This window comes from Halobellus rufus, assembly GCF_000739575.1.
GTDB classification, from domain to species: domain Archaea; phylum Halobacteriota; class Halobacteria; order Halobacteriales; family Haloferacaceae; genus Haloquadratum; species Haloquadratum rufum.
On record NZ_BBJO01000024.1, the window covers coordinates 132,075 to 155,089 of the forward strand.

At 66.3% G+C, this 23,015-nt stretch carries 24 protein-coding genes, 1 tRNA gene and 1 pseudogene; 15 read left to right on the forward strand and 11 right to left on the reverse strand.

What is annotated here, in order from left to right; genetic code table 11:
- Window positions 1–8 precede the first annotated feature (8 nt).
- The 3 genes and pseudogenes from ACP99_RS10700 to ACP99_RS10710 all read right to left on the reverse strand — a co-directional run bounded on the left by ACP99_RS10700 (window position 9) and on the right by ACP99_RS10710 (window position 2,821).
- Window positions 9–782 (reverse strand): IclR family transcriptional regulator, encoded by a 774-nt coding sequence (locus ACP99_RS10700; protein WP_081927423.1) that lies wholly within the window; start codon window positions 780–782, stop codon window positions 9–11.
- Between the two features lie 713 nt (window positions 783–1,495).
- Window positions 1,496–2,497: pseudogene (locus ACP99_RS19260) on the reverse strand (IS630 family transposase).
- Between the two features lie 251 nt (window positions 2,498–2,748).
- Window positions 2,749–2,821: transfer RNA gene (locus ACP99_RS10710), tRNA-Val, on the reverse strand.
- 132 nt (window positions 2,822–2,953) lie between these two features.
- Between ACP99_RS10710 and ACP99_RS10715 the strand changes: the two genes are divergently transcribed.
- From ACP99_RS10715 to ACP99_RS10725, 3 genes are all read left to right on the forward strand, one after another.
- The gene (locus tag ACP99_RS10715; protein ID WP_049986595.1) at window positions 2,954–3,484 is read left to right on the forward strand and encodes a DUF192 domain-containing protein; all 531 of its coding nucleotides are present in this window, start codon (window positions 2,954–2,956) and stop codon (window positions 3,482–3,484) included.
- A 50-nt stretch (window positions 3,485–3,534) separates the two neighbouring features.
- Entirely contained in the window at window positions 3,535–3,804 is a 270-nt protein-coding gene (locus tag ACP99_RS10720) for a DUF7538 family protein (protein WP_049986596.1), read from the forward strand.
- A 68-nt stretch (window positions 3,805–3,872) separates the two neighbouring features.
- Window positions 3,873–5,813, forward strand: a complete 1,941-nt coding sequence (locus ACP99_RS10725) for an ABC transporter ATP-binding protein (RefSeq protein ID WP_049986597.1) — start codon at window positions 3,873–3,875, stop codon at window positions 5,811–5,813.
- Between the two features lie 27 nt (window positions 5,814–5,840).
- Here the strand turns inward: ACP99_RS10725 and ACP99_RS10730 are convergent, their stop codons facing one another.
- Window positions 5,841–6,647, reverse strand: coding sequence for a shikimate dehydrogenase (locus ACP99_RS10730; RefSeq protein ID WP_049986598.1), 807 nt, complete (start codon window positions 6,645–6,647; stop codon window positions 5,841–5,843).
- Window positions 6,648–6,788: 141 nt separating this feature from the next.
- Between ACP99_RS10730 and ACP99_RS10735 the strand changes: the two genes are divergently transcribed.
- From ACP99_RS10735 to ACP99_RS10755, 5 genes are all read left to right on the forward strand, one after another.
- The gene (locus ACP99_RS10735) at window positions 6,789–8,111 is read left to right on the forward strand and encodes a sodium:calcium antiporter (protein ID WP_049986599.1); all 1,323 of its coding nucleotides are present in this window, start codon (window positions 6,789–6,791) and stop codon (window positions 8,109–8,111) included.
- A gap of 96 nt (window positions 8,112–8,207) precedes the next feature.
- The gene (locus tag ACP99_RS10740; protein WP_049986626.1) at window positions 8,208–9,671 is read left to right on the forward strand and encodes a D-aminoacyl-tRNA deacylase; all 1,464 of its coding nucleotides are present in this window, start codon (window positions 8,208–8,210) and stop codon (window positions 9,669–9,671) included.
- Window positions 9,672–9,761: 90 nt separating this feature from the next.
- The gene (ftsZ, locus tag ACP99_RS10745; protein ID WP_049986600.1) at window positions 9,762–10,931 is read left to right on the forward strand and encodes a cell division protein FtsZ; all 1,170 of its coding nucleotides are present in this window, start codon (window positions 9,762–9,764) and stop codon (window positions 10,929–10,931) included.
- Window positions 10,932–11,060: 129 nt separating this feature from the next.
- Window positions 11,061–11,234 (forward strand): protein translocase SEC61 complex subunit gamma, encoded by a 174-nt coding sequence (locus ACP99_RS10750; RefSeq protein WP_049986601.1) that lies wholly within the window; start codon window positions 11,061–11,063, stop codon window positions 11,232–11,234.
- Window position 11,235: 1 nt separating this feature from the next.
- The gene (locus tag ACP99_RS10755) at window positions 11,236–11,688 is read left to right on the forward strand and encodes a transcription elongation factor Spt5 (protein WP_049986602.1); all 453 of its coding nucleotides are present in this window, start codon (window positions 11,236–11,238) and stop codon (window positions 11,686–11,688) included.
- 129 nt (window positions 11,689–11,817) lie between these two features.
- On the opposite strand, the gene ACP99_RS10760 is transcribed toward ACP99_RS10755, so the two are convergent.
- Window positions 11,818–12,120 carry a DUF7565 family protein gene (locus ACP99_RS10760; protein ID WP_049986627.1) on the reverse strand — a complete coding sequence of 101 codons (303 nt, stop codon included), beginning with the start codon at window positions 12,118–12,120 and terminating at the stop codon, window positions 11,818–11,820.
- 165 nt (window positions 12,121–12,285) lie between these two features.
- Between ACP99_RS10760 and ACP99_RS10765 the strand changes: the two genes are divergently transcribed.
- Window positions 12,286–13,014, forward strand: a complete 729-nt coding sequence (locus tag ACP99_RS10765) for a PHP-associated domain-containing protein (protein WP_049986628.1) — start codon at window positions 12,286–12,288, stop codon at window positions 13,012–13,014.
- A 21-nt stretch (window positions 13,015–13,035) separates the two neighbouring features.
- On the opposite strand, the gene ACP99_RS10770 is transcribed toward ACP99_RS10765, so the two are convergent.
- Together ACP99_RS10770 and ACP99_RS10775 are read right to left on the reverse strand one after the other, a co-directional pair.
- A complete protein-coding gene (locus ACP99_RS10770; protein WP_049986603.1) occupies window positions 13,036–13,602 on the reverse strand; it encodes a metal-dependent hydrolase in 567 nt (188 codons plus the stop codon).
- Window positions 13,603–13,671: 69 nt separating this feature from the next.
- Entirely contained in the window at window positions 13,672–14,184 is a 513-nt protein-coding gene (locus tag ACP99_RS10775) for a CinA family protein (protein ID WP_049986604.1), read from the reverse strand.
- A gap of 99 nt (window positions 14,185–14,283) precedes the next feature.
- Here ACP99_RS10775 and ACP99_RS10780 point away from each other — a divergent pair, with 99 nt between their 5' ends.
- Entirely contained in the window at window positions 14,284–15,420 is a 1,137-nt protein-coding gene (locus ACP99_RS10780; RefSeq protein ID WP_049986605.1) for a pyridoxal phosphate-dependent aminotransferase, read from the forward strand.
- A 56-nt stretch (window positions 15,421–15,476) separates the two neighbouring features.
- The gene (locus ACP99_RS10785; protein ID WP_049986606.1) at window positions 15,477–16,733 is read left to right on the forward strand and encodes an ArsA family ATPase; all 1,257 of its coding nucleotides are present in this window, start codon (window positions 15,477–15,479) and stop codon (window positions 16,731–16,733) included.
- Between the two features lie 14 nt (window positions 16,734–16,747).
- Here the strand turns inward: ACP99_RS10785 and ACP99_RS10790 are convergent, their stop codons facing one another.
- Window positions 16,748–17,632 (reverse strand): SDR family oxidoreductase, encoded by an 885-nt coding sequence (locus ACP99_RS10790; RefSeq protein ID WP_049986607.1) that lies wholly within the window; start codon window positions 17,630–17,632, stop codon window positions 16,748–16,750.
- A gap of 129 nt (window positions 17,633–17,761) precedes the next feature.
- Between ACP99_RS10790 and malQ the strand changes: the two genes are divergently transcribed.
- The 3 genes from malQ (at window position 17,762) to ACP99_RS10805 (ending at window position 20,885) form a co-directional block, all read left to right on the forward strand.
- Window positions 17,762–19,252 carry a 4-alpha-glucanotransferase gene (malQ, locus tag ACP99_RS10795; RefSeq protein WP_049986608.1) on the forward strand — a complete coding sequence of 497 codons (1,491 nt, stop codon included), beginning with the start codon at window positions 17,762–17,764 and terminating at the stop codon, window positions 19,250–19,252.
- Window positions 19,253–19,337: 85 nt separating this feature from the next.
- Window positions 19,338–20,297: a DNA-3-methyladenine glycosylase family protein gene (locus tag ACP99_RS10800; protein ID WP_049986609.1), complete on the forward strand. Its 960-nt coding sequence runs from the start codon at window positions 19,338–19,340 to the stop codon at window positions 20,295–20,297.
- Between the two features lie 78 nt (window positions 20,298–20,375).
- Window positions 20,376–20,885, forward strand: a complete 510-nt coding sequence (locus ACP99_RS10805) for a DUF555 domain-containing protein (RefSeq protein ID WP_049986610.1) — start codon at window positions 20,376–20,378, stop codon at window positions 20,883–20,885.
- Window positions 20,886–20,975: 90 nt separating this feature from the next.
- Here the strand turns inward: ACP99_RS10805 and ACP99_RS10810 are convergent, their stop codons facing one another.
- Entirely contained in the window at window positions 20,976–21,212 is a 237-nt protein-coding gene (locus tag ACP99_RS10810) for a UPF0058 family protein (protein ID WP_049986611.1), read from the reverse strand.
- 247 nt (window positions 21,213–21,459) lie between these two features.
- Here ACP99_RS10810 and ACP99_RS10815 point away from each other — a divergent pair, with 247 nt between their 5' ends.
- A complete protein-coding gene (locus ACP99_RS10815) occupies window positions 21,460–21,867 on the forward strand; it encodes a translation initiation factor IF-2 subunit beta (RefSeq protein WP_049986612.1) in 408 nt (135 codons plus the stop codon).
- A 42-nt stretch (window positions 21,868–21,909) separates the two neighbouring features.
- Here ACP99_RS10815 and ACP99_RS10820 read toward each other — a convergent pair whose 3' ends face one another.
- Window positions 21,910–22,089 carry a DUF7836 family putative zinc-binding protein gene (locus tag ACP99_RS10820; protein ID WP_049986613.1) on the reverse strand — a complete coding sequence of 60 codons (180 nt, stop codon included), beginning with the start codon at window positions 22,087–22,089 and terminating at the stop codon, window positions 21,910–21,912.
- Window positions 22,090–22,162: 73 nt separating this feature from the next.
- The coding region (locus ACP99_RS10825; RefSeq protein WP_049986614.1) for a transcription initiation factor IIB at window positions 22,163–23,015 on the reverse strand (853 nt) is incomplete at its 5' end.

Here is a 23,015-nt window from a genome sequence, read left to right on the forward strand (position 1 = left end):
GACAGACTCTATCGCTCCCAATCGAATCGCAGACTAATCTCGTCCGCAGCAGTTAATAACAGATCGAGAAATTTGGTTTTCATCCCCTTTTGTTCCATCCGTCGAGTTGGTCCAGAGATGCAGATTCCTCCGGCGAGATTATCTTGTTCTGTAAACACAGGTACAGCAATAGCGCTGATCTGTTTCGCCGCTTCCCCCCGGATAGTACCATACCCGTCCTCACGTATGTCCGCTAAGCGGGAGTGCAATTCGTCCTCATCGGTGATCGTATCAGGCGTTTTCGCTGGCAACCCATACCGTTCGATAATCTCAGAGACCCGTTCAGGCGGCATATGTGCCAGAATGACATTCCCCGTTGCGATACAGTGGAGGTATTCGCTTTGTCCAACGCGTGCGTGAGTCTGGACTGCATAATCACCCAGCGCGTTCGCGAGATAGATTGCCTTACCGTGCTCCTCTACGATAAACCAGGCCGCCTCACCAGTTTCCTCAGCGAGCTGATCAAGTGTCGGTTCGACAACGTCCAAGATATTGTATCGGTCTCTCGCAGAGAGTCCGTGTTTGTAAAACTTCAGTCCGAGATAGTAGGTGCCGTCTTTATTCACGAAGTATCCTCGGTCCGTCAGCGTATAGAGATACTCATGGACAGTGCTCTTCGCAAGTTCGACCGATTTCGCGATATCGGTGACCGTCGCCCCGTCGTTCGCGTCAATAACGTCGATTATGTCTATGATGTTGTCAGCTGTCTTCACCCGACGTCCTCCGTTATTAGACCCCGTCATATGTGGGACTTTTCACTACCACCATATAATCGTTCGGTATTTCCAGAGTGGGTAGTATCTCCTCAGACGATGCTATACAATGCGTCTTTCTAAGACCCGGATATCGAGAATCTCATTCAGTAGAAGTGTCGGGCCACTTAATCGGATGCATAGTCAGTCTGTGTCTGATGATCTGCTAATTCCAGATGAAATGTGTCGAGAAGTCAACTATCAACGTTCGAGTGTCTCACGTACCCTTGCGGGAAACAACCGAGGCCCCCAACTCTGGATTTATCGAACATACTTTCCCAGTTTGCGTATCTCTATCCCTCAAATTTCAGTTATGAGGGATTCGCCGTGAAACATTGGTGAAGCGTTTGCATCACCATTGCCTGCTACGCTATTACAGCGGTAGCTCTCCCCCTCAACCGACAGTTTACATCACAAGAGCGTATGGATCAACGTGAGATTGAAAAGGTCTTGTCAATGAATTAACTAGGCAAAGCACTACCCCACCCCCTGGAAGTAAACCTCCATAATACCGACCTCCAACAGATACAGCCGCATCAACCTCGGAAGGGAATTACCCGTGAGTTTGTCGTTCATTTCAGCCCTCACAATCTACTTAACATATGTACACTTGTTATACAAAACGGCGACGGGACTAAGATGATGACTAAAAATTGATTAATTTATTTCAACCGTTTCAGTAGGAGTAGCAATTATAGTAGTTACTAGAAATAATTACTCACTTTTGGAATCGAGAGTTGATCAAGAGCACTGTCGATCGCTATTGTAAGTTCGTCGAGTGAATCGAAAAAGCAGTTGCTGAGAGCTGCTTGGAGCTGTCTCCAGCATTCTTCGACTGGGTTCAGTTCTGGTGAATATGAAGGAAGCGTCACGAAGGCGAGGTCGTCACGGGCCGCGAGGTCCGTGACGGCCGATGCCTGAAAGTACGGTGCTCCATCGAGAACGACAATCAAATCATCTTCAAATTCTTCACATAGTGCTAAAATGATATGTTTTTGCGTGATCAGCGGTGATATATTCTGTAAACCGAGAGAAGAAGCGATCACTGTTTTCGGTGATCGCGCCCAGTAGACACGTCCAGTCCCGTTGGCCAGATAATTCGACGGAAGGCCGCGTGCCGCGCGGAAACCACGCGGCACGCGGCTCAACTCGGACAGAATTCTTGGTTTGATCGATGCAGACTACTGTGGCGTCCATTTCCCGCCGCTTTTTTTGATCTCGTCGTAAAACTCGCCTTGCTCGTTTTCGTCGGATTCAGCGGCTGAACGGTGTGGTTTTTGATAACTCAATCCCGCTTCTTTCAACAACCGCCGGCAGCTTGGGATTGAGTAGTCGACGCCGTACGTTTCTTCAAGATATTCTTGTGCGAGCGCCGGCGTCCACGCCGGCGCGTCAACGCCGATCTCTTGGGGTGATTCGTGGACTGTTTGCGCAAACTCTTGTTGCTGTATTTCTGAGAGTTTTCGTCTTCGACCAGATCGATGAGCATCTGTAACAGCTTGTTCAAGCGGTTCGTCGGTATCGAGTCGGTTGAGCCAGTTATAGATCGTTTTTCGCTCTGTATCGTACCACTCGGCAAGTTCGGTTTGCGTGACGCCGTTTTTGTACGCGATCGCAGCTAACAGCCGTTGAGTCGGCTTGTTTCCATCAACATTGTCAAGCGCCTCTTGGAGTTCTTCGACGGAGATCTCATTGAGGTGATCCATTACAGACAACATAGTTCTCTGAGTAAAGAGTTCTACCGACTACTATAACCTGAACACTGCCTAGCCGATACTTTGATACTCCAGTGCGCGTTCGGATAACGCAGAACCCCGGACGGAGGCGGGGGCCAGTCGACAACCGATTGGGTTCGGGAAAATCGAACCCCGTCGCTACGCCAGCAAAAATTGGAAAATTGGGCTACATCGCTTCTACGCGATGAAATTGGTGCCTTAGAAACCGTGCGTGATACGTATGGGCTCGGGCGGAGTCGAACCACCGATCTCTTCCTTGTAAGGGAAGCGTCATAACCACTAGACCACGAGCCCGCACGTCGAGAAAGTCCACACGCGGGTATAACGGTTTCCAATCCCCCACGCCGGAAAGTCCACACGCGGGTATAACGGTTTCCAATCCCCCACGCCGGAATCCTTACCGCGTGCGGGATCGAACACCGATCTATGCCCGATGGGTCGCGACTCGCCACCGCCCTCGTCGCCGTCGCCGTCCTCCTCGCGGTCGGCGTCGTCGCCGTCGCGAGCAACCCCGGACTCCTCCCGACCGGCGAGTACGAGCGAACGAGCGTGACTCTCGTCGACGGAGACACCGACGAGACGCTCGCGACGGTGAATGCCCGCGTGGCCGATACGCAGTCGAAGCGCTACACCGGACTCAGCGAGACCGACTCCCTCGGCGCGAACGAGGGGATGCTGTTCGTCCACGACGAGGAGGGGCAGTACGCCTACGTGATGCGCGATATGGCGTTCCCGATCGACATCGTCTTCGTCGACGGCGAGGGGACGATCACGGCGATCCACCACGCCGAACTCCCGCCGGAGGGCACCTCGAACGACGATCTCCGGCGCTACCGCGGTCGGGGCAAGTACGTGCTGGAAGTGCCGTACAACTACACCAGCGAGCGCGGCGTCGAAATCGGCGATCGGATCCGGATCGACGGAGAGTGGGGACCGGCGTCGACCGCGGAGTCCTGACCGGTCGCCGAACCGAAAGCCCGACGGTGCGTGCGGCCCTGCTGTGACGTATGAGCGACCCTGCCGACGCGTTCGACGCGCTCGACGGCTGGCGCGTCGAGGGCTACGCCGCGCGCGTCCACTACCGCGGGGCGGGCGACCGCTACAGCATCGAGTTCTACGGGCCCTCGGAGTGCGTCCTCTACTGGAAGGTGAAAGGCGACGGCGAGACGGCCGTTCCCGTCGGCCGCGACACCGTGCCGGAGCCGCTCCGAACGAGGATTCGCGAGGACCTCGACGCCGCCGGGCTCGACCCCGAAATCGAGCGCCGGCAGCTGTGATCGAACGCAGGGACGCCGGACGTGACGCGATGGAACCCTTTAGTACCGACGCGGCCTGAAACACGGTGATGGTCAACCCCGCGGAGGACGACCCGTTCGAGCGACAGCGCGAACGCGCGGAGAACCCTATGCGTCGGCTCTTCGACGAGTACGGCCGCGAGAACGCGTTCGCGTTCGTCGTCGGCCTGACGTCGAGCGTCGTCGCGCGCCTGCTCGACCTCCTCCCGCCGGTCCTCCTCGCGGTCGCGGTCGACTCCATCTTCTTCGACGAGCGGCCGTTCTCGCTGTGGCTCGTCCCCGGCGCGTGGCTGCCGACGACGCCGAGCGGACAACTCCACCTCGCTGCGGGGCTGATCGCCCTCTCCTTCTTCGGCGGAGCGGCGTTCCACTGGACGCGGAACTGGGGGTGGAACTCCTTCGCCCAACACATCCAGCACGCCGTCCGCACGGACACCTACGACAAGATGCAGCGGCTGAACTTGGACTTCTTCGCCGACAAGCAGACCGGCGAGATGATGTCGATCCTCTCGAACGACGTCAACCGGCTAGAGCGGTTCCTCAACGACGGGATGAACTCGGCGTTCCGCCTCGGGGTGATGGTGCTCGGAATCGCGGCGATCCTCCTGTACTGGAACTGGCAACTCGCGGTCGTCACTCTCACCGTCGTCCCGCTGATCGGCTACTTCACCTACCGCTTCGTCAACACGATCCAGCCGAAGTACGCCGAGGTCCGCTCCTCCGTCGGGCAACTGAACTCCCGGCTGGAGAACAACCTCGGCGGCATCCAGGTGATCAAGTCCTCGAACACCGAGGACTTCGAGTCCGAGCGCGTCGACGACGTCTCGCAGGACTACTTCGACGCCAACTGGGACGCGATCGGCACGCGGATCAAGTTCTTCCCCGGCCTCCGCCTCCTCTCGGGGATCGGCTTCATCCTCACGTTCTTCCTCGGCGGGATCTGGGTCCTCACCTACCGGGAGACCGGCAGCGCGCCGCTGTTCTTCTCCGGTGAACTCACCCCCGGGGAGTTCGTCGGCTTCATCCTCTTCACCCAGCGGTTCATCTGGCCGATGGCGCAGTTCGGCCAGATCATCAATATGTACCAGCGCGCCTACGCCTCCGCCGCGCGGATCTTCGGACTGATGGACGAGCCCGCCCAGATCGAGGAGAAACCCGACGCGGAGGAGCTCGTCGTCGACGAGGGGCGCGTCGTTTACGACGACGTGAGCTTCGGTTACGACGCCGAAGAGACGATCGTCGAGGACATCTCCTTCGAGGTCGCGGGCGGCGAGACGCTCGCGCTCGTCGGACCCACAGGGGCCGGAAAGTCGACCGTCCTCAAGCTCCTGCTCCGGATGTACGACGTCGACGAGGGGTCGATCTCGGTCGACGGCACCGACATCCGCGACGTGACGGTCCCGAGCCTCCGGCGCTCGATCGGCTACGTCAGCCAGGACACGTTCATGTTCTACGGGACGGTGGAGGAGAACATCCGCTACGGGACGTTCGGCGCGACGCAGGAGGAGGTCGTCGAGGCCGCGAAGGCCGCCGAGGCCCACGAGTTCGTCGAGAACCTCCCCGACGGCTACGCCACCGAGATCGGCGAGCGCGGCGTGAAGCTCTCGGGCGGCCAGCGCCAGCGGCTCTCGATCGCGCGCGCGGTCCTCCGCGACCCGGAGATCCTCGTGCTCGACGAGGCGACCTCCGACGTCGACACCGAGACGGAGATGCTCATCCAGCGGTCGCTCGACAGGCTCACCGAGGACCGCACGACGTTCAGCATCGCCCACCGGCTCTCGACGATCAAGGACGCAGAGCAGATCGTCGTCCTCGAAGACGGGAGGATCGCCGAGCGGGGGAGCCACGAGGAACTGCTCGCGAACGACGACCTCTACGCGCACCTGTGGGGCGTGCAGGCGGGCGAGATCGACGAACTGCCCGAGGAGTTCGTCGAGCGCGCCAGCCGCCGAGCCTCGCGGACGGAGATCGAGTCCGACGCCGACGACTGAGCGGCGCCGGACGACTGCGTCTGCCCTCTACGCCAACTCGGCCCGCAGCGCCTCGTTCATCGCGTCGACCGGCGCGTCGCCGCCGGTCCAGATCTCGAAGGCCTCGACGCCCTGAAACAGCAGCATCCACGCGCCGTCGATCGTCGTCGCGCCCGCCTCGCCCGCCTCCCGGAGCAGCCGCGTCTCGATCGGGCTGTAGACGGCGTCGAGGACCGCGAGATCGGCGTGCAGATGCTCGGCCGGGACGGGCGTGTCGTCGACGTCCGGCTCCATTCCGACGCTCGTGGCGTTGAGAAGCAGGTCCGCATCGGCGACGCGGTCGAGCGTGTCCAGCCCGCCCGCGGTCGCGCCGGGGACGTCGGCCGCGAGCGACTCCGCGCGCTCGACCGTCCGGTTCGCGATGTGGACCGACGCGCCCGCGTCGGCGAGGGCGAACACCGCGGCCCGACCGGCCCCGCCCGCGCCGACGACGACGGCGTCGCGGCCGTCGATCAGCACGTCGTGGTGGGCGAACGCGCGTTCGACGCCCGCGACGTCGGTGTTGTAGCCGCGGGGCGTGGGTTCGGAGAAGTCGATCGTGTTCACGGCACCGACGCGTCGGGCCACGTCGTCGAGGTCGACCGCGTCGAGGACGTCCCGCTTGAACGGGATCGTGACGTTCAGTCCGGCGATTCCGAGCGTCTCCGCGGCGGCGACGGCGTCGGCCGCGGCGTCGCGGTCGGGCTCGAAGGTGACGTAGCGCGCGTCGAGGCCGAGCGCCTCGTAGGCGGCCTCGTGCATCGGCGGCGACAGCGAGTGGCCGACCGGGTTGCCGAGGAGTCCGAAGACCTGCATACGAACGCCTCCGCCGTCGACCGTGTTAAGTGGTCGGCTCCGCCGTCGTCACTCGTACGCCTCCCCACTGTCGCCCGCGGGCCCCAGCGGGCGACGGTCCGAACCGCAAGAGATAGGCGGCACAAGGAAGCATCTCCGGTGATGACTTCGCGCTTTCGCCACCCGCTCACCGCCGCGGGCGGGGCGCTCTTCCTGACGCTTCCGTGGGTCGTCTCGTGGGCGACGGGGGTATCAGAAGGCTTCGGGCCGCTGACGGTCGTGAGCGTCGCCGGCCTCGCCGTTCTCGGCGCGTCGTTCCTTCTGGCGTGGGGGGCGGAAACCGCCGAGAAGGACGTCCCGCGGGCGTTCGCCATCGCGGTACTCGCGGTGCTCGCCGTCGCTCCCGAGTACGCCGTCGACGCGCTGTACGCGTGGCAGGCCGCGACCGACCCCTCGAAGGCGAACCTCGCGGTCGCCAACATGACCGGGGCGAACCGCATCCTCATCGGCCTCGGCTGGTCGGGGATCGCGCTGTTCTCGGTGTACAAGGCCACGAGCGCAGGCCGGAACGACTCGAGCGTCGTGAACCGGGAGGGCCGCCTCCGCGACGCGGTGAAACTCGACCCGAGCATCTCCACGGAGATCCTCTTTCTGTTCCTCGCGACCGTCTTCGCCTTCTTCGTCCCGCTCAACGGCGGCATCGACGCCATCGACACCATCGTGCTCGTCGGCCTCTACGTCACCTACATCGCCATCATCATCCGGGGCGACGTCGAGGACCACGACGAGCAGATCGGCGTGCCCGCCTACTTCCAAGCGAAACCGCGGCCAGTCCGGGTGCCGATCGTCCTGGCGCTGTTCGTCTACTCGGGCTTTCTGATCTTCACGGCGGTCGAGCCGTTCGCGCACGGCCTCGAATCCCTGGGGCTGCAGTTCGGGATCCCCGAGTTCTTCATGATCCAGTGGATCGCGCCGTTGGCCTCCGAGAGTCCCGAGCTCATCGTGACCGCCTACCTCGTGAACAAGGCGCGCTCGACGGCCGCGTTCAACGCGCTCATCTCCTCGAAGCTGAACCAGTGGACGCTTCTGATCGGGACGCTCTCGGTCGTCTACAGCATCTCGCTGGGATCCTACGGCGTCCTCCCGTTCGACTTCAAGCAGGCCGCCGAGATCTGGCTCACGGCCGCCCAGAGCTTCTTCGCTATCGCGATCCTCGTGAACTTCCGGATCAGCGTCCGCGAGGCGGTCACGCTCTTGGTCCTGTTCGTCTCGCAGGTCGCCATCGAGTTCGCGCTCATCCGGACGTTCCCCGAGGCGCTCGCCGAGCAGTACTCGGTCTACCTCCTGCTCGCCTACACCGTCGTCTACATCCTCCTCGGCGCGGGGCTGCTCGCCTCCCGCCGGGGCGACCTCCGGCAACTCGCGCGGCTCACCGTCGCCAACATCCGCGGGACGCCGGTGCCGGAACCGGAGCGCGCCGACTGAGCGGACGGGGCGGTTCGGTCGGCCGGGCACCCGCCGGGGTCGGTCCGCTCCGAGAGTTTTTATATCGAGAGGCGACCACACCCGGTCGTGAACAGCGTGATCGGACTGGTCGTCAGCCGCGCGGACTCGGCGTCTGTCGCCATCGGCGAGGAACTGCGCTCGATCGCGGCGTGGGAGTCCCGCGAGGACCCCGAGCGGAGCGACGCCGACGGCGGCGGGACGTACTACCGCCACGGCGACTTCGAGCTTCGGGAGTTCGACGAGTGGCACCTCGAACTCGACGGCGTCGCGGATGCGTTCTCCGAGGTCCCCGAGTTCGTCGCCTTCCTCTCGCGACACTCCGGCGACACCGGCCCGCTGCTGACGGCGCACTTCACCGGCAACTTCGGGCCCGCGGAGTACGGCGGCCGGCCGGGCGAACTCTCCCGCGCCTGTCCGAACGTCCAGCGGGCGGTCGTCGAGGCGTTCGATCGCCACGCGCCCGACGGCTACGAGGTCGGCATCGAGGGCACGCACCACGGCCCGAGCGACGTGGGCGCGCCGTCGCTGTTCGTCGAACTCGGGAGCAGCGAGGCCGAGTGGGACGACCCCGAGGGAGCCCGCGCGGTCGCCCGGGCCGTCCTCGAACTCTCGGGTGTTCCCGCCGACGCCGACGCGCGTGCCGGTGTCGAAGTCAACCGGGGCGACGCTCCCGACGACGACACGTCGGCGACGACCGCGCGCGACTGCCGGCACGTCGTCGGCTTCGGCGGCGGCCACTACGCGCCGCAGTTCGAGCGCGTCGTCCGCGAGACCGAGTGGGCTGTCGGCCACGTCGCGAGCGACTGGGTGTTGAAATCGATGGGGTCGCCGGCGGAGAACGCGGCGGTCATCGACGAGGCCTTCGAGCAGTCGGCGGCGACGCGCGCGCTCGTCGTCGACGGCGATCCCGAGGTCGAAGCGGTCGTCGAGGACCTCGGCCACCGCGTCGTCAACGAGACGTGGCTCCGGGAGACGTCGGGCGTCGACCTCGATTTGGTCGAGGCGCTGGAGTCCGATCTCTCGACGGTCGACGACGGGCTCCGATTCGGAAGCCGGGCGGCGGACGGCAGCGACGAGGGTACCGCCGGTGACGACGGCCGCGGCGGCTACGACGTCGTGTCGCTCCCGGACGACCTGCTGGCGGAGGCGTCGGGGATCGCCCGCGACGCGGCGTTCGAGGCGGTCGAATCGCGCGTCGTCGCCTTCGAGACGGTCGAGGGCGGGACGAAGCCGCGCGGCCGAGCGGCCGTCCTCGACCGAGCCGCCCTCGACGAGGTCGTCGACGGACTCGCCCGGGTCCTCGAATCGAAGTACGACGACGTCCGCGTCGAGAGCGAGCGCGTGATCGCCACGCGCGAGGCGTTCGATCCGGCGGCGGCAGCGGCGGCCGGCGTGCCCGAGGGCCCCGCCTTCGGTCGGTTGTCCGCGGGCGAGACAGTCGAGGTCGACGGCGACGAGGTGACGCCGGCGGACGTCACCACCTCCGAGCGGGTGTCGTTCTCGACTCCCGAGCGTGGCGCGCGCCCCGATATCCAGTAAATCGCCGCGAGGACCGGCCTCGGCGTCAGACGCGCGTCGGACAGAAGGGGGAAAGATCATTAGGCTGTATTCGGAAGGAACGCCCATACTATGGACTCCATCGTCGACGATGCGATTGACGAGGCCGAGGAGACGGGGGATGGGAACACCGTCGACGGACCCGCCGGCGGGGAGATGCCCCGGACCGGAACGATGACCGACGAGGAACTGCAGGAAGTACTCGTCGACTTACAGACGGACATCACCGTCGTCGGCTGTGGCGGGGCCGGCGGCAACACGGTCAACCGGATGCACGAAGAGGGCATCGAGGGCGCGTCGCTCGTCGCGGCCAACACCGACGTCCAGCACCTCGTCGAGATCGAGGCCGACACGAAGATCCTGATGGGCGAGCAGAAGACGCAGGGCCGCGGCGCGGGGTCGCTCCCGCAGGTGGGCGAGGAGGCGGCGCTGGAGTCCCAAGAGGAGATCTACGACGCGATCGACGGCTCGGACATGGTGTTCGTCACGGCCGGACTCGGCGGTGGCACCGGCACCGGCTCCGCCCCGGTCGTCGCGAAGGCCGCCCGCGAATCCGGCGCGCTCACGATCGCGATCGTCACGACGCCGTTCACCGCGGAGGGCGAAGTCCGCCGAACCAACGCCGAGGCGGGGCTGGAGCGGCTCCGCGACGTCGCCGACACGGTCATCGTCGTCCCGAACGACCGGCTGCTCGACGCGGTCGGCAAACTCCCCGTCCGGCAGGCGTTCAAGGTCTCCGACGAGGTGCTGATGCGCTCGGTGAAGGGCATCACCGAACTCATCACCAAGCCCGGTCTCGTCAACCTCGACTTTGCCGACGTGAAGACCGTGATGGAGCGCGGTGGCGTCGCGATGATCGGCCTCGGCGAGTCCGACTCCGAGTCGAAGGCGCAGGACTCCGTCAAGAGCGCGCTCCGATCGCCGCTCTTGGACGTCGACATCTCAGGAGCTAACTCCGCGCTGGTGAACGTCACCGGCGGCTCCGACATGAGCATCGAGGAGGCCGAGGGCGTCGTCGAGGAGATCTACGACCGGATCGACCCCGACGCACGCATCATCTGGGGGACCTCCGTCGACGAAGAACTCGACGGCACGATGCGGACGATGATCGTCGTCACCGGCGTCGAGTCGCCGCAGATCTACGGTCGGAGCGAGGAGGAGTCACAGCCGGAGCCGCAGCCGCAAGCGCCGTCACAGGGACAGGGCCAAGGCCAGGGCTCCGAGATCGACTACGTCGAATAAGCGATCTCACGCGGACCGCAGACGTTCTATTCGCCAGTGAGGGGTGCAGCCGTCGAGGGCGACACGCCGCACGCGTCGTAGGCGGTATCAATAGATAGAAAAAGCCCGGCGCATTACCTGCACGCAACAATGGACGTCAAGTACGACCTGACGAGCTACGTGCGGGTGCTGAAGCTGGCGAGCACCCCCGGGTGGGAGGAGTTCTCACAGATCAGCCTCATCGCTGGCGCCGGCATCGTCCTCGTCGGTTTCCTCGGCTTTCTCATCTACGCGGTGATGAGCTTCCTCCCGGGAGGTGTCTGAGGTGCCGATCTTCTCGGTGAAGACGACCGCGAGCCAGGAGCGGACGGTCGCCGACATGATCGCGAACCGCGAGGAACCGGAGATCCACGCCGTCTTGGCCCCCGACTCGCTCACGAGCTACGTGATGGTCGAGGCCGACAACGACGCGGTGATCACGCGCGTCCTCGAAGAGATCCCCCACGCCCGCGGACTCGTCAAGAGCGGCGGGCAGGCCGGACAGTCCTCGATGGCGGAAGTCGAGCACTTCCTCTCGCCGACGCCGGACGTCGAGGGCATCGCCGAGGGCGACATCGTCGAACTGATCGCCGGGCCGTTCAAGGGCGAGAAGGCCCGCGTCCAGCGGATCGACGAGACGAAGGATCAAGTCACGGTCGAACTGTACGAGGCGACCGTCCCGATCCCGGTCACCGTCCGCGGCGACCAGATCCGCGTCCTCGACAGCGACGAGCGATAGACGGGTCGAACAGACCGCTTTTTCGTTCCGTTCCGTAGCGTCACACGAGGCCGTCACCAGCGGTGGCGTCGACCGCGTTCGACGGAGTGAGAGCGAGCGCGTCGGCGTCGAGAGGTCGGTCGAGGGTGGCTACAGCGCGTCGCGTCGCTTCAGTTCCTCGACGACGGTTCGGAGGTCGGCCTCGTCCTCGATGGCGGCTTTGATGTCCTCGCGGACGCGGACGGCCGTCGAGTCGGCGTCGTACGCCCGGACGTACTCCGCGCGGGAGTGCTCCTCGAAGGCGTGCCGGATCGCGAAGTAGCCGTCGGGGACGATGCTGCCGCAGACCGTGCACTCGTGGCGGTCGTGTTCGACCGTCTGGTGGATGATCGCGGATTCGACGTCCTCGAAGCGCTCCGAGCAGCCGTCGATCCCGCACTTCCACAGGGACATACCGAAGGCCACGACCACCGTCGACAAAACCGTTCCGCAGCCGGCGGCGAATAGAAATCACTAACAAAACGCGTCGCAAAACCCGCAGACGTGACCGAGACGGGTGCGTCCGGGCCGGATCCAGCAGGCGACGTCGACGACGGCGGAACCCGTGTCGACCTCCACGTGAAGCTCCTCGACGAACGCGTCGTCGCTCGCGCGAAGGACCGCGGCATCGACGTGCTCGTCTACGCCCCGCACTTCACGCGGCTCCCCGAGATCCGCGAGCGCGCGGAACGCTTTTCGGACGATGAACTGCTGGTCGTCCCCGCACGCGAGGTGTTCACCGGAACGTGGCGTAACCGCCGCCACGTCCTCGCCGTCGGACTTGACGACCCCGTTCCGGACTTCATCTCGCTGGACGGCGCGTTCGGCGCCTTCCGGGAACAGGAGGCCGCCGTGCTCGTCCCCCACCCGCAGTTTCTCAACGTGAGTCTCGGCGTCGAGGACGTCCGGACGCGCCGCGAGGACGTCCACGCCGTCGAGACGCACAACTTCAAACTGTTCGACCGACAGAACCGACGGGGGCGGCGTCTCGCACGCGCCGTCGACCGCCCCGAGTTCGGCTCGTCGTACGCGCACCTCCACGGGAGCGTCGGCGAGGTGTGGACGACGTTCGACCGCGAGATCGACTCCGAGGGAGACCTCGTGGCGGCGCTGCGCGACGGCGCGCCGCGGCGCGTGTTCCGACGGAACGGGCCGCGACACGCGGCTCGCGCGCTCGCGGAGTACGCTCACCTCGGCTACGAGAACTCCTGGGGAAAACTGGAGCGGATCTTCCTCTCGGGGACGGAGCCGACGCATCCCAGCCACGTCGCCTACCGCGGGCGGTTCGACGACGTCAGCGTGTACTAGGCGGCGAAAGCGGGTCGAGGGTTAGATTCCGACCAGCGCCGCGATGAGGTTCGTCGCCTCCGAGACCGGCGTGTTGAGCGCGATGACGTAGTTGTGGACGGCGAACAGGATGCCGAGTTCCAGCAGCGTCACGAGGACCGTCACCCGCATCGCCCACTTGCTCGACGTCGCGACACCGGTGGGGAAGCCGTACTCCGTCGAGGAGAACGGGTACCAGAGCGCGATGCCCCGTTTCGAGCCGACGACGTCGAGGACGTAGTGGGTGGCGACGCCGATCCAGACGAACTGGAGGTTGCCGAAGAGGTACGGGAACGCGAGGAAGATGCCCAGCACGGGGAGGTTGTGCAGCGTCTTCCGGTGGCGGCCGAACGCGGTGTCGACGTCGGGAAAGAGCGCGCCGAGGATGACCGGCAGCGACAGCGCGGCGATCGACCGCCCGACGTCGCCCGCGAGCGCCCAGGCGGCGTCGGCGGTGCTCTCCCCGTTCGTCCCCTCGAGAATCGGCCCGGCCGTCGGGTCGATAGCGAGGATGACCCCCAGCCCGATCGCCAAGAGCGCCCCGTTCAGCACGTGTCCGTCTTTGTTCATCGCCTGTGTCTGTGCGGGTCACCCCTACAAACGTTGTGTCTCGTCGCAGAATCACACCGCTCGCGATCCTCACGCGTCGACGGCCTCGAGGAGCGTTTCGAGCGCCCGACGGGCGATCTGCTCTTTGATCTGGGTTCGGGTCCCGTCGAACTCGAAGCGTTCCACGCGGGTGTAGGAGTCGCCGCTCCCCCACTCGCCGCGGTGGGCGAGACCCACGTAGACGGTTCCGACCGGCTTCTCGGGGGTGCCGCCCTCGGGACCGGCGATCCCGGTCGTCGAGACGCCCCAGTCGACGCCGGCGGTGTCGCGGACGCCGGCGGCCATCTCGCGGGCGACCGGCTCGGAGACCGCGCCGTGCTCGTCGAGGGACTCCCGCGAGACGCCGAGCGCGGTCAGCTTCGCGTCGTAGGAGTAGGTGACGACCGAGCGGTCGAAGTACGCCGAGGAGCCGGGGACGTCCGTCAGGAGCGAGCCGATCAGCCCGCCGGTGCAGGACTCCGCCACCGCGACGGTCGCGTCGGCCGCGTCGAGTGCGTCGCCGACGCGGACCTCGACCGGCGGTTCGGTTGCGAACTCTCGCATAAGCGTGATGACGCGGGGCGACCTCAAAAGTGGGCCGACGAGCGTGCGGCCGCCGCTGGCGAAAAGCACACCTGTCACGAATCCGTCGCCGAAGACGAGATGGCAGACAGCGCCGACGCGTCGGCGGAGTCAGACGACGCGTACGACGAACCGCTCTTTCAGCGCGTCATCCAGTACGCGGCCGCCGCCGACCGCGACGTGATCGACATGGTGTCGGGCCACCCCGACTGGGAGCCGCCGGAGGCGCTCCGCGAGGGCCTGCACGCCTACGCCGACGCCCGGGAGTTCCAATATCCGCCGAGCGAGGGGCTCCGCGAACTCCGCGAGGCGATCGCGGCCCGGCGGAACGTCGACGAGTCTCGAATCGTCGTCACCAACGGCGCGGGCGAGGCGAACTACCTCGCGATGGCGGGCGCGATCGAGCGCGGTTCGGGGTCTGAGTTCCTCCTCACCGACCCGGTCTACCCGTACTACCCCGGGAAAGCCGACCTGCTCGACGCCGACGCCACGCGCGTGCCGGTCCGCGAGGACGGCCACGTCGACGTCGAGGCGATGCGCGCGGCCGCGACCGACGACACCGCGGCGATCGTCGTCAACACGCCGAACAACCCGACCGGAGCCGTCTACGACCGCGAGTCGGTCGCGGCGCTTGCGGACGTCGCCGGCGAGGTCGACGCGCTGCTCGTCGTCGACGAGGTGTACGACCACTTCGACTTTTCAAACCGGTTCGAGAGCGCGCTCACCCTCGGACGGGAGCACGTCGTCGTCACCTCGGCGTTCTCGAAGTCGATGGCGATCACGGGCTTCCGCGTCGGCTACGCGGTCTTCCCCGAGGACCTCGTCGAGGAGGCGCTGACGCGGCACATGCTCGTGAACGTCGCCACCAGCCGCCCGGCGCAGGCGGCCGTCGAACACGCCCTGCGGGAGACGCCGCCGTCGTACTACGAGTCGGTCCGCGACACGCTCCGAGAGCGGATCGACGCCTTCACCGACGCGCTCGACGCGGCGGGTGCGGACTACACCACGCCCGAGGGCGCGTTCTACGTCCTCGCGCGCTTCGAGGACTTCCCCGGGACGAGGGCGAACGTCGAACGCCTGATCGACGAGGCCGGCGTCGCGGGGATGCCCGGCGAGGCATTCGGCGACGTCTACGACGACTGGATCCGCTTCGCGCTCTGTACCGACCGCGCCGACGAGGCCGCAGACCGGCTCGCGGCGTACTTCGAGGACCGGTGAGCAACGCGCACCGCGCGACCGAGAAGTACACAAGTCCCCGTCTCCTCGCCCCGCGTATGTCGAGCACCGACGTCGACGCCGCCGACGAGGAGCACGGATCCGAGAGCGACGCCCCCGAGGCGGACACCTCGATCGACGTCGAGGCCGTCGAGAGCGTCGACCACGAGGAGCGCGAGGGGCCGGTCGGCGACGTCGACGACGCGGCGCTGCCGGACTCGATCGACGCCCCGGACTACGTCCTCTACGGCGGGAAGGGCGGCGTCGGCAAGACGACGATGGCGGCCGCGACGGCGCTCTCGTCCGCCGCGGCCGGGACCTCGACGCTCGTGGTCTCCACGGATCCGGCGCACTCGCTGTCGGACACCCTCGACGTTGACGTGCCGCCGGAGCCGACGCGGATCCGCGAGTCGATCCCGCTGTACGCCGCCGAGATCGACCCCGACGCGGTCGTCGCCGGACCGTTCGCCGGCGGCGGGGGCGACACGGGCGGCGTAGACGGCAGGGGCGCCGGTTCCGCCGGCGACGACGCCGGCTTCGATCACGACGCCGACGTCGGGGACAATCCGTTCGCGGGCGGAGACGGTAACGACGCCGCCGGCGCGTCCCCGTTCGGCGACCTCGGCGGGATGGAGGAGCTACTCGGCGGCGCGATGGGGCCGGGCTCGATGCCCGGAGCCGACGAGGCCGCCGCGATGCAGCAGTTGCTGGAGTACCTCGACGACCCGCGGTTCGACCGCGTCGTCGTCGACACCGCGCCGACCGGCCACACGCTCCGACTGCTCGAACTCCCGGAGATGATGGACACGATGCTCGGGCGGGTCGCGAAGCTCCGCCAGCAGTTCTCCGGGATGATGGAGGGCGTCAAGGGGATGTTCGGGATGGGCGGCGGCGAGGCGGCCGCGCCCGACCTCGACGAACTCCGCGAGCGGATCGAGCGGCTCCGAGCCGTCCTGCGCGATCCCCGGAAGACCGACTTCCGCGTCGTGATGATCCCCGAAGAGATGAGCGTCGTCGAGTCCGAACGGCTCGTCGAGCGCCTCGACGGGTACGGGATCCCGGTGCAGACGCTCGTCGTCAACCGCGTGATGGAGGACCTCGCGGACGTGACGGCAGCGGAGGTCGACGATCGGTGGGTCGTCTCGCCCGATCTGGAGCACTGCGAGTTCTGTCAGCGCCGCTGGAACGTCCAGCAGGACGCCATCGGCCGCGCGACCGAGCTGTTCCGGGGCCGCGACGTCCGGCGCGTGCCGCTACTGGCGGAGGAAGTCCGCGGCGAGCAGGCGCTCCGCGTCGTCGCCGCGTGTCTGGCCTGAGTCGAGATCCCGCCCTACAGCTTTCTGAGGTACCGGTACGCCGTGTCGATCCACCGCGAGGGGAGGTGCCGCGCGAGGACGGAGATCCGGGCGGCGGTCCCCGGCTGATACCGCGCGTGCGGCTTCGTCGACGACGCGGCGTCGACGACATCCTCGGCGACGCGCTCCGGCGGGATCGCGCCGAGTCCGCCACCGCCGATCAACTGCGTCTCCGAGAACAGCTCGTAGAACGACTCGTAGGCACCGGAGCGTTCGATGCCCGTGATCGACCCCTCGGCGTCGTCGGCGTCGGTGTCACCGCCGTCGTCGTCCCCTCCGTCGCCGTTGACCTCGCGCTCGACCCGCTCGGAGAAGTTCGTCTCGACCGGTCCGGGTTCGATGACCGACACGTCGATGCCGTACTCGTCGACCTCGTTTCGGAGCGCGTCGCTCATCGCTTCGAGCGCGAACTTCGAGCCCGCGTAGACGCCGCCGCCGGGGAACGAGATCCGCCCCGCGGCGCTGGAGACGTTCACGATGGTTCCGTCCTCCTGAGCGCGCATGTGGGGCAGCACCGCGCGGATGAGCCGGTGCGGGCCGTAGACGTTCACGTCGAACTGCCGGTGGACCTGTTCGGTCGGGACGTCTTCGAGCGGCCCCATCTGTCCGAACCCGGCGTTGTTGACGAGACAGGAGATGTGACCCTCCTCGTCGATGATGCGGTCGACCACGCGGTCGACGTCGTCCTGGTCGGTGACGTCGAGCGTCGCGATGCGACAGCCCTGCTCGCCGAGCGTCTCGACGTCGGCGGGGTTGCGGGCCGTCGCGTAGACGCACCAGTCCTCCTCGAGGAAGGCCAGTGCCGACGCGCGGCCGATGCCGGACGAACAGCCGGTGATGAGGACTGTCTTCGGATGCACGACTGCCGAAAGGTGCCGCCCGGTGTTAACTGTGGGCGGTTCCGCGTCACCGACCACCTCCGACGGCCCGGCGGAGCGTCGACCGGACCGATGACCAACGCTTAACTTACTCGCTCGGCTGCTTCGGGTATGCGATTCGACCGACGAGCCGGCGTCTTCCTCCACCTCACCTCCCTCCCGGGTCCGCACGGCATCGGCGACCTCGGCGACGGCGCGCGCGGGTTCGTCGACTGGCTCGCCGACGCCGCGCAGTCGTACTGGCAGTTCTGCCCGCTCGGGCCGACCGCGTCGGTCCACGGCGACTCGCCGTATCAGGCCTACTCGGCGTTCGCCGGGAACCCGCTGCTCGTCAGCCTCGAACGACTCGTCGATGCGGGGTATCTCGACGACGACGACCTAGCACCCGTCCCCGACTTCTCGCCCCACGACGTCGACTACGACGCAGTTCGGGAGTACAAGACCGACCAGCTCCGCGCGGCCGCGAACAACTTCCGTGACGACGCGGACGGGGCGGCGAAAGCGGCGTTCGACGACTTCCGCGAGCGCGAGTCGGACTGGCTCGACGACTACGCGCTGTTTATGGCGCTGCGAACGCGGTACGACGGCGCGTGGATCGACTGGCCCGAGCCCGTGCGGACCCGCGACCCCGAGGCGCGCGCGCGACACCGCGAGGAACTGTCCGAGGAGGTCCACTACCGCGAGTTCGTCCAGTTCGCGTTCGACACTCAGTGGCGCGACCTCCGGCGCTACGCCGACGAGCACGGGATCGACCTCGTCGGCGATCTGCCGATCTACGTCGCGCTCGACAGCGCCGACGTGTGGGCGAACCCCGAGGCGTTCGATCTCACCGACGAGGGCGGGCCCGCGGCCGTCGCGGGCGTCCCGCCGAACCCCGGCGACGACGGCCAGCGGTGGGGCAATCCCGTCTACGACTGGGATGCGCTCCGCGAGACCGGCTACGAGTGGTGGATCGCGCGGCTCGACCGCCTGTTCGACCTCGTCGACGTCACCCGGATCGACCACTTCAAGGGGTTCGACGAGTTCTGGGCGATCCCCGCCGAATCTGACTCGCCGGCCGACGGCGAGTGGCGCGACGCGCCCGGCGTCGACTTCTTCGAGACCGTCGCCGAGCGGCTCGGCGACCTGCCCTTCGTCGTCGAGGACCTCGGGTTCGTCGATCAGTCGCTCGTCGACCTCCGCGAGCGCTTCGGGTTCCCCGCGATGCGCGTCCCCCACTACGCCGACTGGTGCCGCGAGGGCGATATGTACCAGCCGATGCACTACCCCGAGAACAGCGTCGCCTACACGTCGACGCACGACACGAACACCCTCGTCGGCTACTACGAGTCGCTGCCGGCCCAGCAGCGCGACTGCCTCCACTACAACATCGGCGCGGAAGGCTCCGAGATCAACTGGTCGGTGATCGAGGCGGTCTGGCGCTCCGACGCCGCCGTGGCGTTCACGACGGTTCAGGACGTGCTCGGCCTCGACGAGCGCGCGCGGTTCAACCGTCCGGGGACCGCGACGGGTAACTGGGCGTGGCGCTGCACCCGATCCGCGTTCGACGAGGACGCTGCGGCCCGATTGGCGCGCCTGACCGACGAGCACGTTCGGGACTGAGACGAGGCCGGACGCCACGGAGTCGAGGCGGCCGACCCCGAACGCATCGAAACCGGGATACGCCCCGCGTCCCTCCCGACTGTCGATGACGGCACACTCCGGCTCGCGAGGCGACGCCGAGGCGACGCTCGAGACGGGCGCGATCGACCTCTCGGAGGTCGCCGGCCCGTTCGACCTGCAGTCGACGCTGGAGAGCGGGCAGTCGTACCTGTGGGACCGCCCGGACGGTCGGATGTACGAGTCGACCGACGTCCACGGCGGCGACGCGTGGTACCGGACGGTCGTCCCCCCGATCGACGGCGTCACCGACGAGGCCGTCTTCGTGCGCGTCCGCCAGCGCGACGGCGCGTTGGAGTGGGAGGCGACCGCGGATCCCGTGCCCGCGCTGGGTCACCTGCTCCGCCTCGACGACGACCTCGAGGCGATCTACGCGGCCGCGCCCGACGACGACGTCTTCGAGCGGGCGTTCGAGGCCTACAGGGGGATGCGGCTCGTCCGCGACCCGCCGTTTCCCTGTCTCGTCTCCTTTATCTGCTCGGCGCAGATGCGCGTCTCGCGGATCCACGGGATGCAGATGGCGCTGGCGGAGGCGTTCGGTACGCCGTGGGCGGTCGGCGGCGAGACGGTCCACGCGTTCCCGACGCCGGAACAACTCGCCGCGCGCGAGGAGGCGGAGCTCCGGGAGCTGAAACTGGGCTATCGCGCGCCGTACGTCGGAGAGACCGCGGAGATGGTCGCCTCCGGCGAGGCGCACCCGGCCGAGGCGGTCGGCCTCGACTACGAGGACGCCCGGGAGTCGCTCACGCGCTTCGTCGGCGTCGGCGACAAGGTCGCCGACTGCGTCCTGCTGTTCTCGCTGGGCTACCTCGAAGCGGTCCCGCTCGATACGTGGATCCGCGGGGCCATCGCCGACCGCTTCCCCGAGTGCGACCGGGGCAACTACGCCGAGACGTCGCGCGCGCTCCGAGAGCGGCTCGGCGGCGAGTACGCGGGCTACGTCCAGACGTACCTGTTTCACTACCTCCGTTCCGGCGGCGAGGCGTGAGGCGGGGCCGAGAGGGCGCGCTCACGAATCGGTCGGACGGGCGAACCTTTGATGCCCTCGGCGGACGAATCTGCTCGTATGGATTGCAGAGTCGTCGTCGAGGCCGCGATTCCGGTGTACGACGTGGCGACGCCCGACGAGGCGATCCGCATCGCCATCTCGAAGACGGGCGAGATGCTCAATCCGGACCTGAGCTACGTCGAGATCTCGATGGGGTCGCGGACGACACCTGGCGGGGAGGAGCTCCCGCCGGCGTTCGTCGCGGCCGACGAGGCCCTCGTGGCGCTCGAACTGGAGATGACCGTGTTCAACGTCGAACAGGAGGAGCACGCCTCCCGAATCGCCCGCAAGGAGATCGGTCAGCGACTCGAAAACGTCCCCCTGAAAGTGCTCACCGTCGAGCGGATCCCCGAAGACGAAGAGAACGGCGAGGACGGGCAGGGAGAGGAAGACGAGCCCGATGACGCGGGGGACGCGGGGAGCGACGGAAGCTCCTCCGAAGACGGTACAGCGTCCGGATCGGCGGAAACCGACGCCGACGACGAGGACCTCATCCCCGAGTTCGACGACCTGCTGGAAGACAACTGAGACGTGGGCGCGCCGCCGGCGATCCGGCCCGCGCGACGTCGCCGCCGCTGGTCGGTCGTGGCGTCTAGAGGATGCGGTAAGTCGTCGCGATCAGTCCGCGGTCGCCGCGACGCGGCTCTGTTCGGCCTCGTCGAGCGATGAGGTGATTCCCTTGACCAGTTTGAAAACAGCCGCTTTGTGATCCGTTTTCGATTTGTGAATCGACGTCGGTCGGACGCCGAGTTCGTTGTATGCTTCGAGCGAAACGTCTTCGTCTTCCCACATCTCGACCTGTGTGTGTACCTCTGCAAGCAGGCCGTGAAGGTGGATGAGCTCCTGCTTCTTCATGAGCAACCCTGAATTGAGACTGGAAGGATATATTACTATCCTGAGCCTCGTTAACACGGACCTGTCGAATATCCGGTCGAAACGCCTCGATTCGGCTGATTTTCAGTTTTCAATGATGAAGGATTGGGGGACGGCTGCCGGCAATCGTGCGATCCTGTCACACGTTCGAACGGTGGGGCCGTCGTCGAACCGGACCGAACGCACTGGAGTATGAACGCTTTACACGACGCGCGTCGATAGGACGGGTATGGACTACGAGGACCAACTCGATCGAGCACTCGAACAGTCACCGGACATCGCCGAGGGTGGCGCGCGGTTCGAGGTTCCCGATCCCGAGGTCCGTCCGGAGGGACACGTGACCGTCTGGGAGAACTTCGAGGCAACTCACGACCGACTCGCCCGCGACCCGGACCACCTCGTCCGATTCATGCAGTCGGAACTCGGCACGAGCGCGCACATCGACGACCGCGGCCGAGCGCGCTTCACCGGCGATTTCAAACAGCGGCGCGTCTCCGAGGCGTTGGACGCGTACGTCGATCAGTTCGTGACGTGCAGCGAGTGCGACTCGCCGGATACCCGACTCATCGAACAGCAGGGAACGACGGTGTTGAAATGCGACGCCTGCGGCGCGATCTCGTCGATCCCCGATCTCTAAAAAACCGAGCGCAAGCCGCGGTGACCGCCCTCGCGGGGGCGTTCACTCGAACTGTTTTATCGTGTCGAGGTCGCGTTCGGTCCGCATAAACTCCGCCAACCGGCGCGTCGCACCGCAGGAAGAGCAGGTGAAGTTCTGGCGGTGATTGGGCAGCGACGTCGGCTCCGCTTGCCAGCCTTTCGTGCACTCGGGACACAGCAGTCGGACAAACGCTTCGACCATACGCTCACCGACTCGCGGTACGTCAATAAATGTTCGTGCGGGATCGGTGGAGGGCGTTCGCGGACCGGTCCGCTTACGCGGCCATACCCGCGTCCTCGGCTTCGAGGAGTTCCTTGTAGCGGTTGCGGATCGTGACCTCGGAGACGTCGGCGACCTCGCTGACCTGGCTCTGCGTCACCTTCTCGTTGGTGAGAAGCGCCGCGGCGTAGACGGCGGCGGCGGCGAGGCCGACCGGCGACTTGCCCGAGTGGATCCCCGTCTGCTTCGCGTTGCGGAGGAGCTGACGCGCCTGCCGCTCGGCCTCGTCCGAGAGGTCGAGTTCCGAGGCGAACCGCGGCACGTACTGCTCGGGGTCGGCGGGCTCGACTTCCAGTTTGAGCTCGCGCACCACGTAGCGATACGTCCGGGTCAGTTCCATCTTATCGACGCGGGAGACGCGCTCGATCTCGTCGAGCGAACGCGGCGTGCCGGCCTGACGCGCCGCGGCGTACAGCGCCGCGGTCGCGACGCCCTCGATGGAACGGCCGGGGAGCAGATCCTCACTGAGCGCGCGGCGGTAGATGACCGAGGCGGTCTCGCGGACGTTCTCGGGCAGACCGAGCGCGGAGGCCATCCGATCGATCTCGCCGAGCGCCTGCTTGAGGTTGCGCTCCTTCGAGTCTCGGGTCCGGAACCGTTCGTTCCAGGTGCGCAGCCGCTGCATCTGCTCGCGCTGCCGCGACGACAGCGCCTTGCCGTAGGCGTCTTTGTTCTGCCAGCCGATGTTGGTCGACAGTCCCTTGTCGTGCATCAGGTTCGTCGTCGGCGCGCCGACGCGGGACTTCTTGTCGCGCTCGGCGCTGTCGAAGGCGCGCCACTCCGGCCCGCGGTCGATCGAGTCCTCGTCGACGACGAGCCCGCAGTCCGCGCACACGGTCTCGCCGCGC

Coding starts and splice junctions, on each gene's coding strand:
- ACP99_RS10700 (WP_081927423.1), bottom strand. CDS start 782: ATGACGGGGTCTAATAACGGAGGACGTCGGGTGAAGACAGCTGACAAC.
- ACP99_RS10715 (WP_049986595.1), top strand. CDS start 2,954: ATGCCCGATGGGTCGCGACTCGCCACCGCCCTCGTCGCCGTCGCCGTC.
- ACP99_RS10720 (WP_049986596.1), top strand. CDS start 3,535: ATGAGCGACCCTGCCGACGCGTTCGACGCGCTCGACGGCTGGCGCGTC.
- ACP99_RS10725 (WP_049986597.1), top strand. CDS start 3,873: ATGGTCAACCCCGCGGAGGACGACCCGTTCGAGCGACAGCGCGAACGC.
- ACP99_RS10730 (WP_049986598.1), bottom strand. CDS start 6,647: ATGCAGGTCTTCGGACTCCTCGGCAACCCGGTCGGCCACTCGCTGTCG.
- ACP99_RS10735 (WP_049986599.1), top strand. CDS start 6,789: ATGACTTCGCGCTTTCGCCACCCGCTCACCGCCGCGGGCGGGGCGCTC.
- ftsZ (WP_049986600.1), top strand. CDS start 9,762: ATGGACTCCATCGTCGACGATGCGATTGACGAGGCCGAGGAGACGGGG.
- ACP99_RS10750 (WP_049986601.1), top strand. CDS start 11,061: ATGGACGTCAAGTACGACCTGACGAGCTACGTGCGGGTGCTGAAGCTG.
- ACP99_RS10760 (WP_049986627.1), bottom strand. CDS start 12,120: ATGTCCCTGTGGAAGTGCGGGATCGACGGCTGCTCGGAGCGCTTCGAG.
- ACP99_RS10770 (WP_049986603.1), bottom strand. CDS start 13,602: ATGAACAAAGACGGACACGTGCTGAACGGGGCGCTCTTGGCGATCGGG.
- ACP99_RS10775 (WP_049986604.1), bottom strand. CDS start 14,184: ATGCGAGAGTTCGCAACCGAACCGCCGGTCGAGGTCCGCGTCGGCGAC.
- ACP99_RS10780 (WP_049986605.1), top strand. CDS start 14,284: ATGGCAGACAGCGCCGACGCGTCGGCGGAGTCAGACGACGCGTACGAC.
- ACP99_RS10785 (WP_049986606.1), top strand. CDS start 15,477: ATGTCGAGCACCGACGTCGACGCCGCCGACGAGGAGCACGGATCCGAG.
- malQ (WP_049986608.1), top strand. CDS start 17,762: ATGCGATTCGACCGACGAGCCGGCGTCTTCCTCCACCTCACCTCCCTC.
- ACP99_RS10800 (WP_049986609.1), top strand. CDS start 19,338: ATGACGGCACACTCCGGCTCGCGAGGCGACGCCGAGGCGACGCTCGAG.
- ACP99_RS10805 (WP_049986610.1), top strand. CDS start 20,376: ATGGATTGCAGAGTCGTCGTCGAGGCCGCGATTCCGGTGTACGACGTG.
- ACP99_RS10810 (WP_049986611.1), bottom strand. CDS start 21,212: ATGAAGAAGCAGGAGCTCATCCACCTTCACGGCCTGCTTGCAGAGGTA.
- ACP99_RS10815 (WP_049986612.1), top strand. CDS start 21,460: ATGGACTACGAGGACCAACTCGATCGAGCACTCGAACAGTCACCGGAC.
- ACP99_RS10820 (WP_049986613.1), bottom strand. CDS start 22,089: ATGGTCGAAGCGTTTGTCCGACTGCTGTGTCCCGAGTGCACGAAAGGC.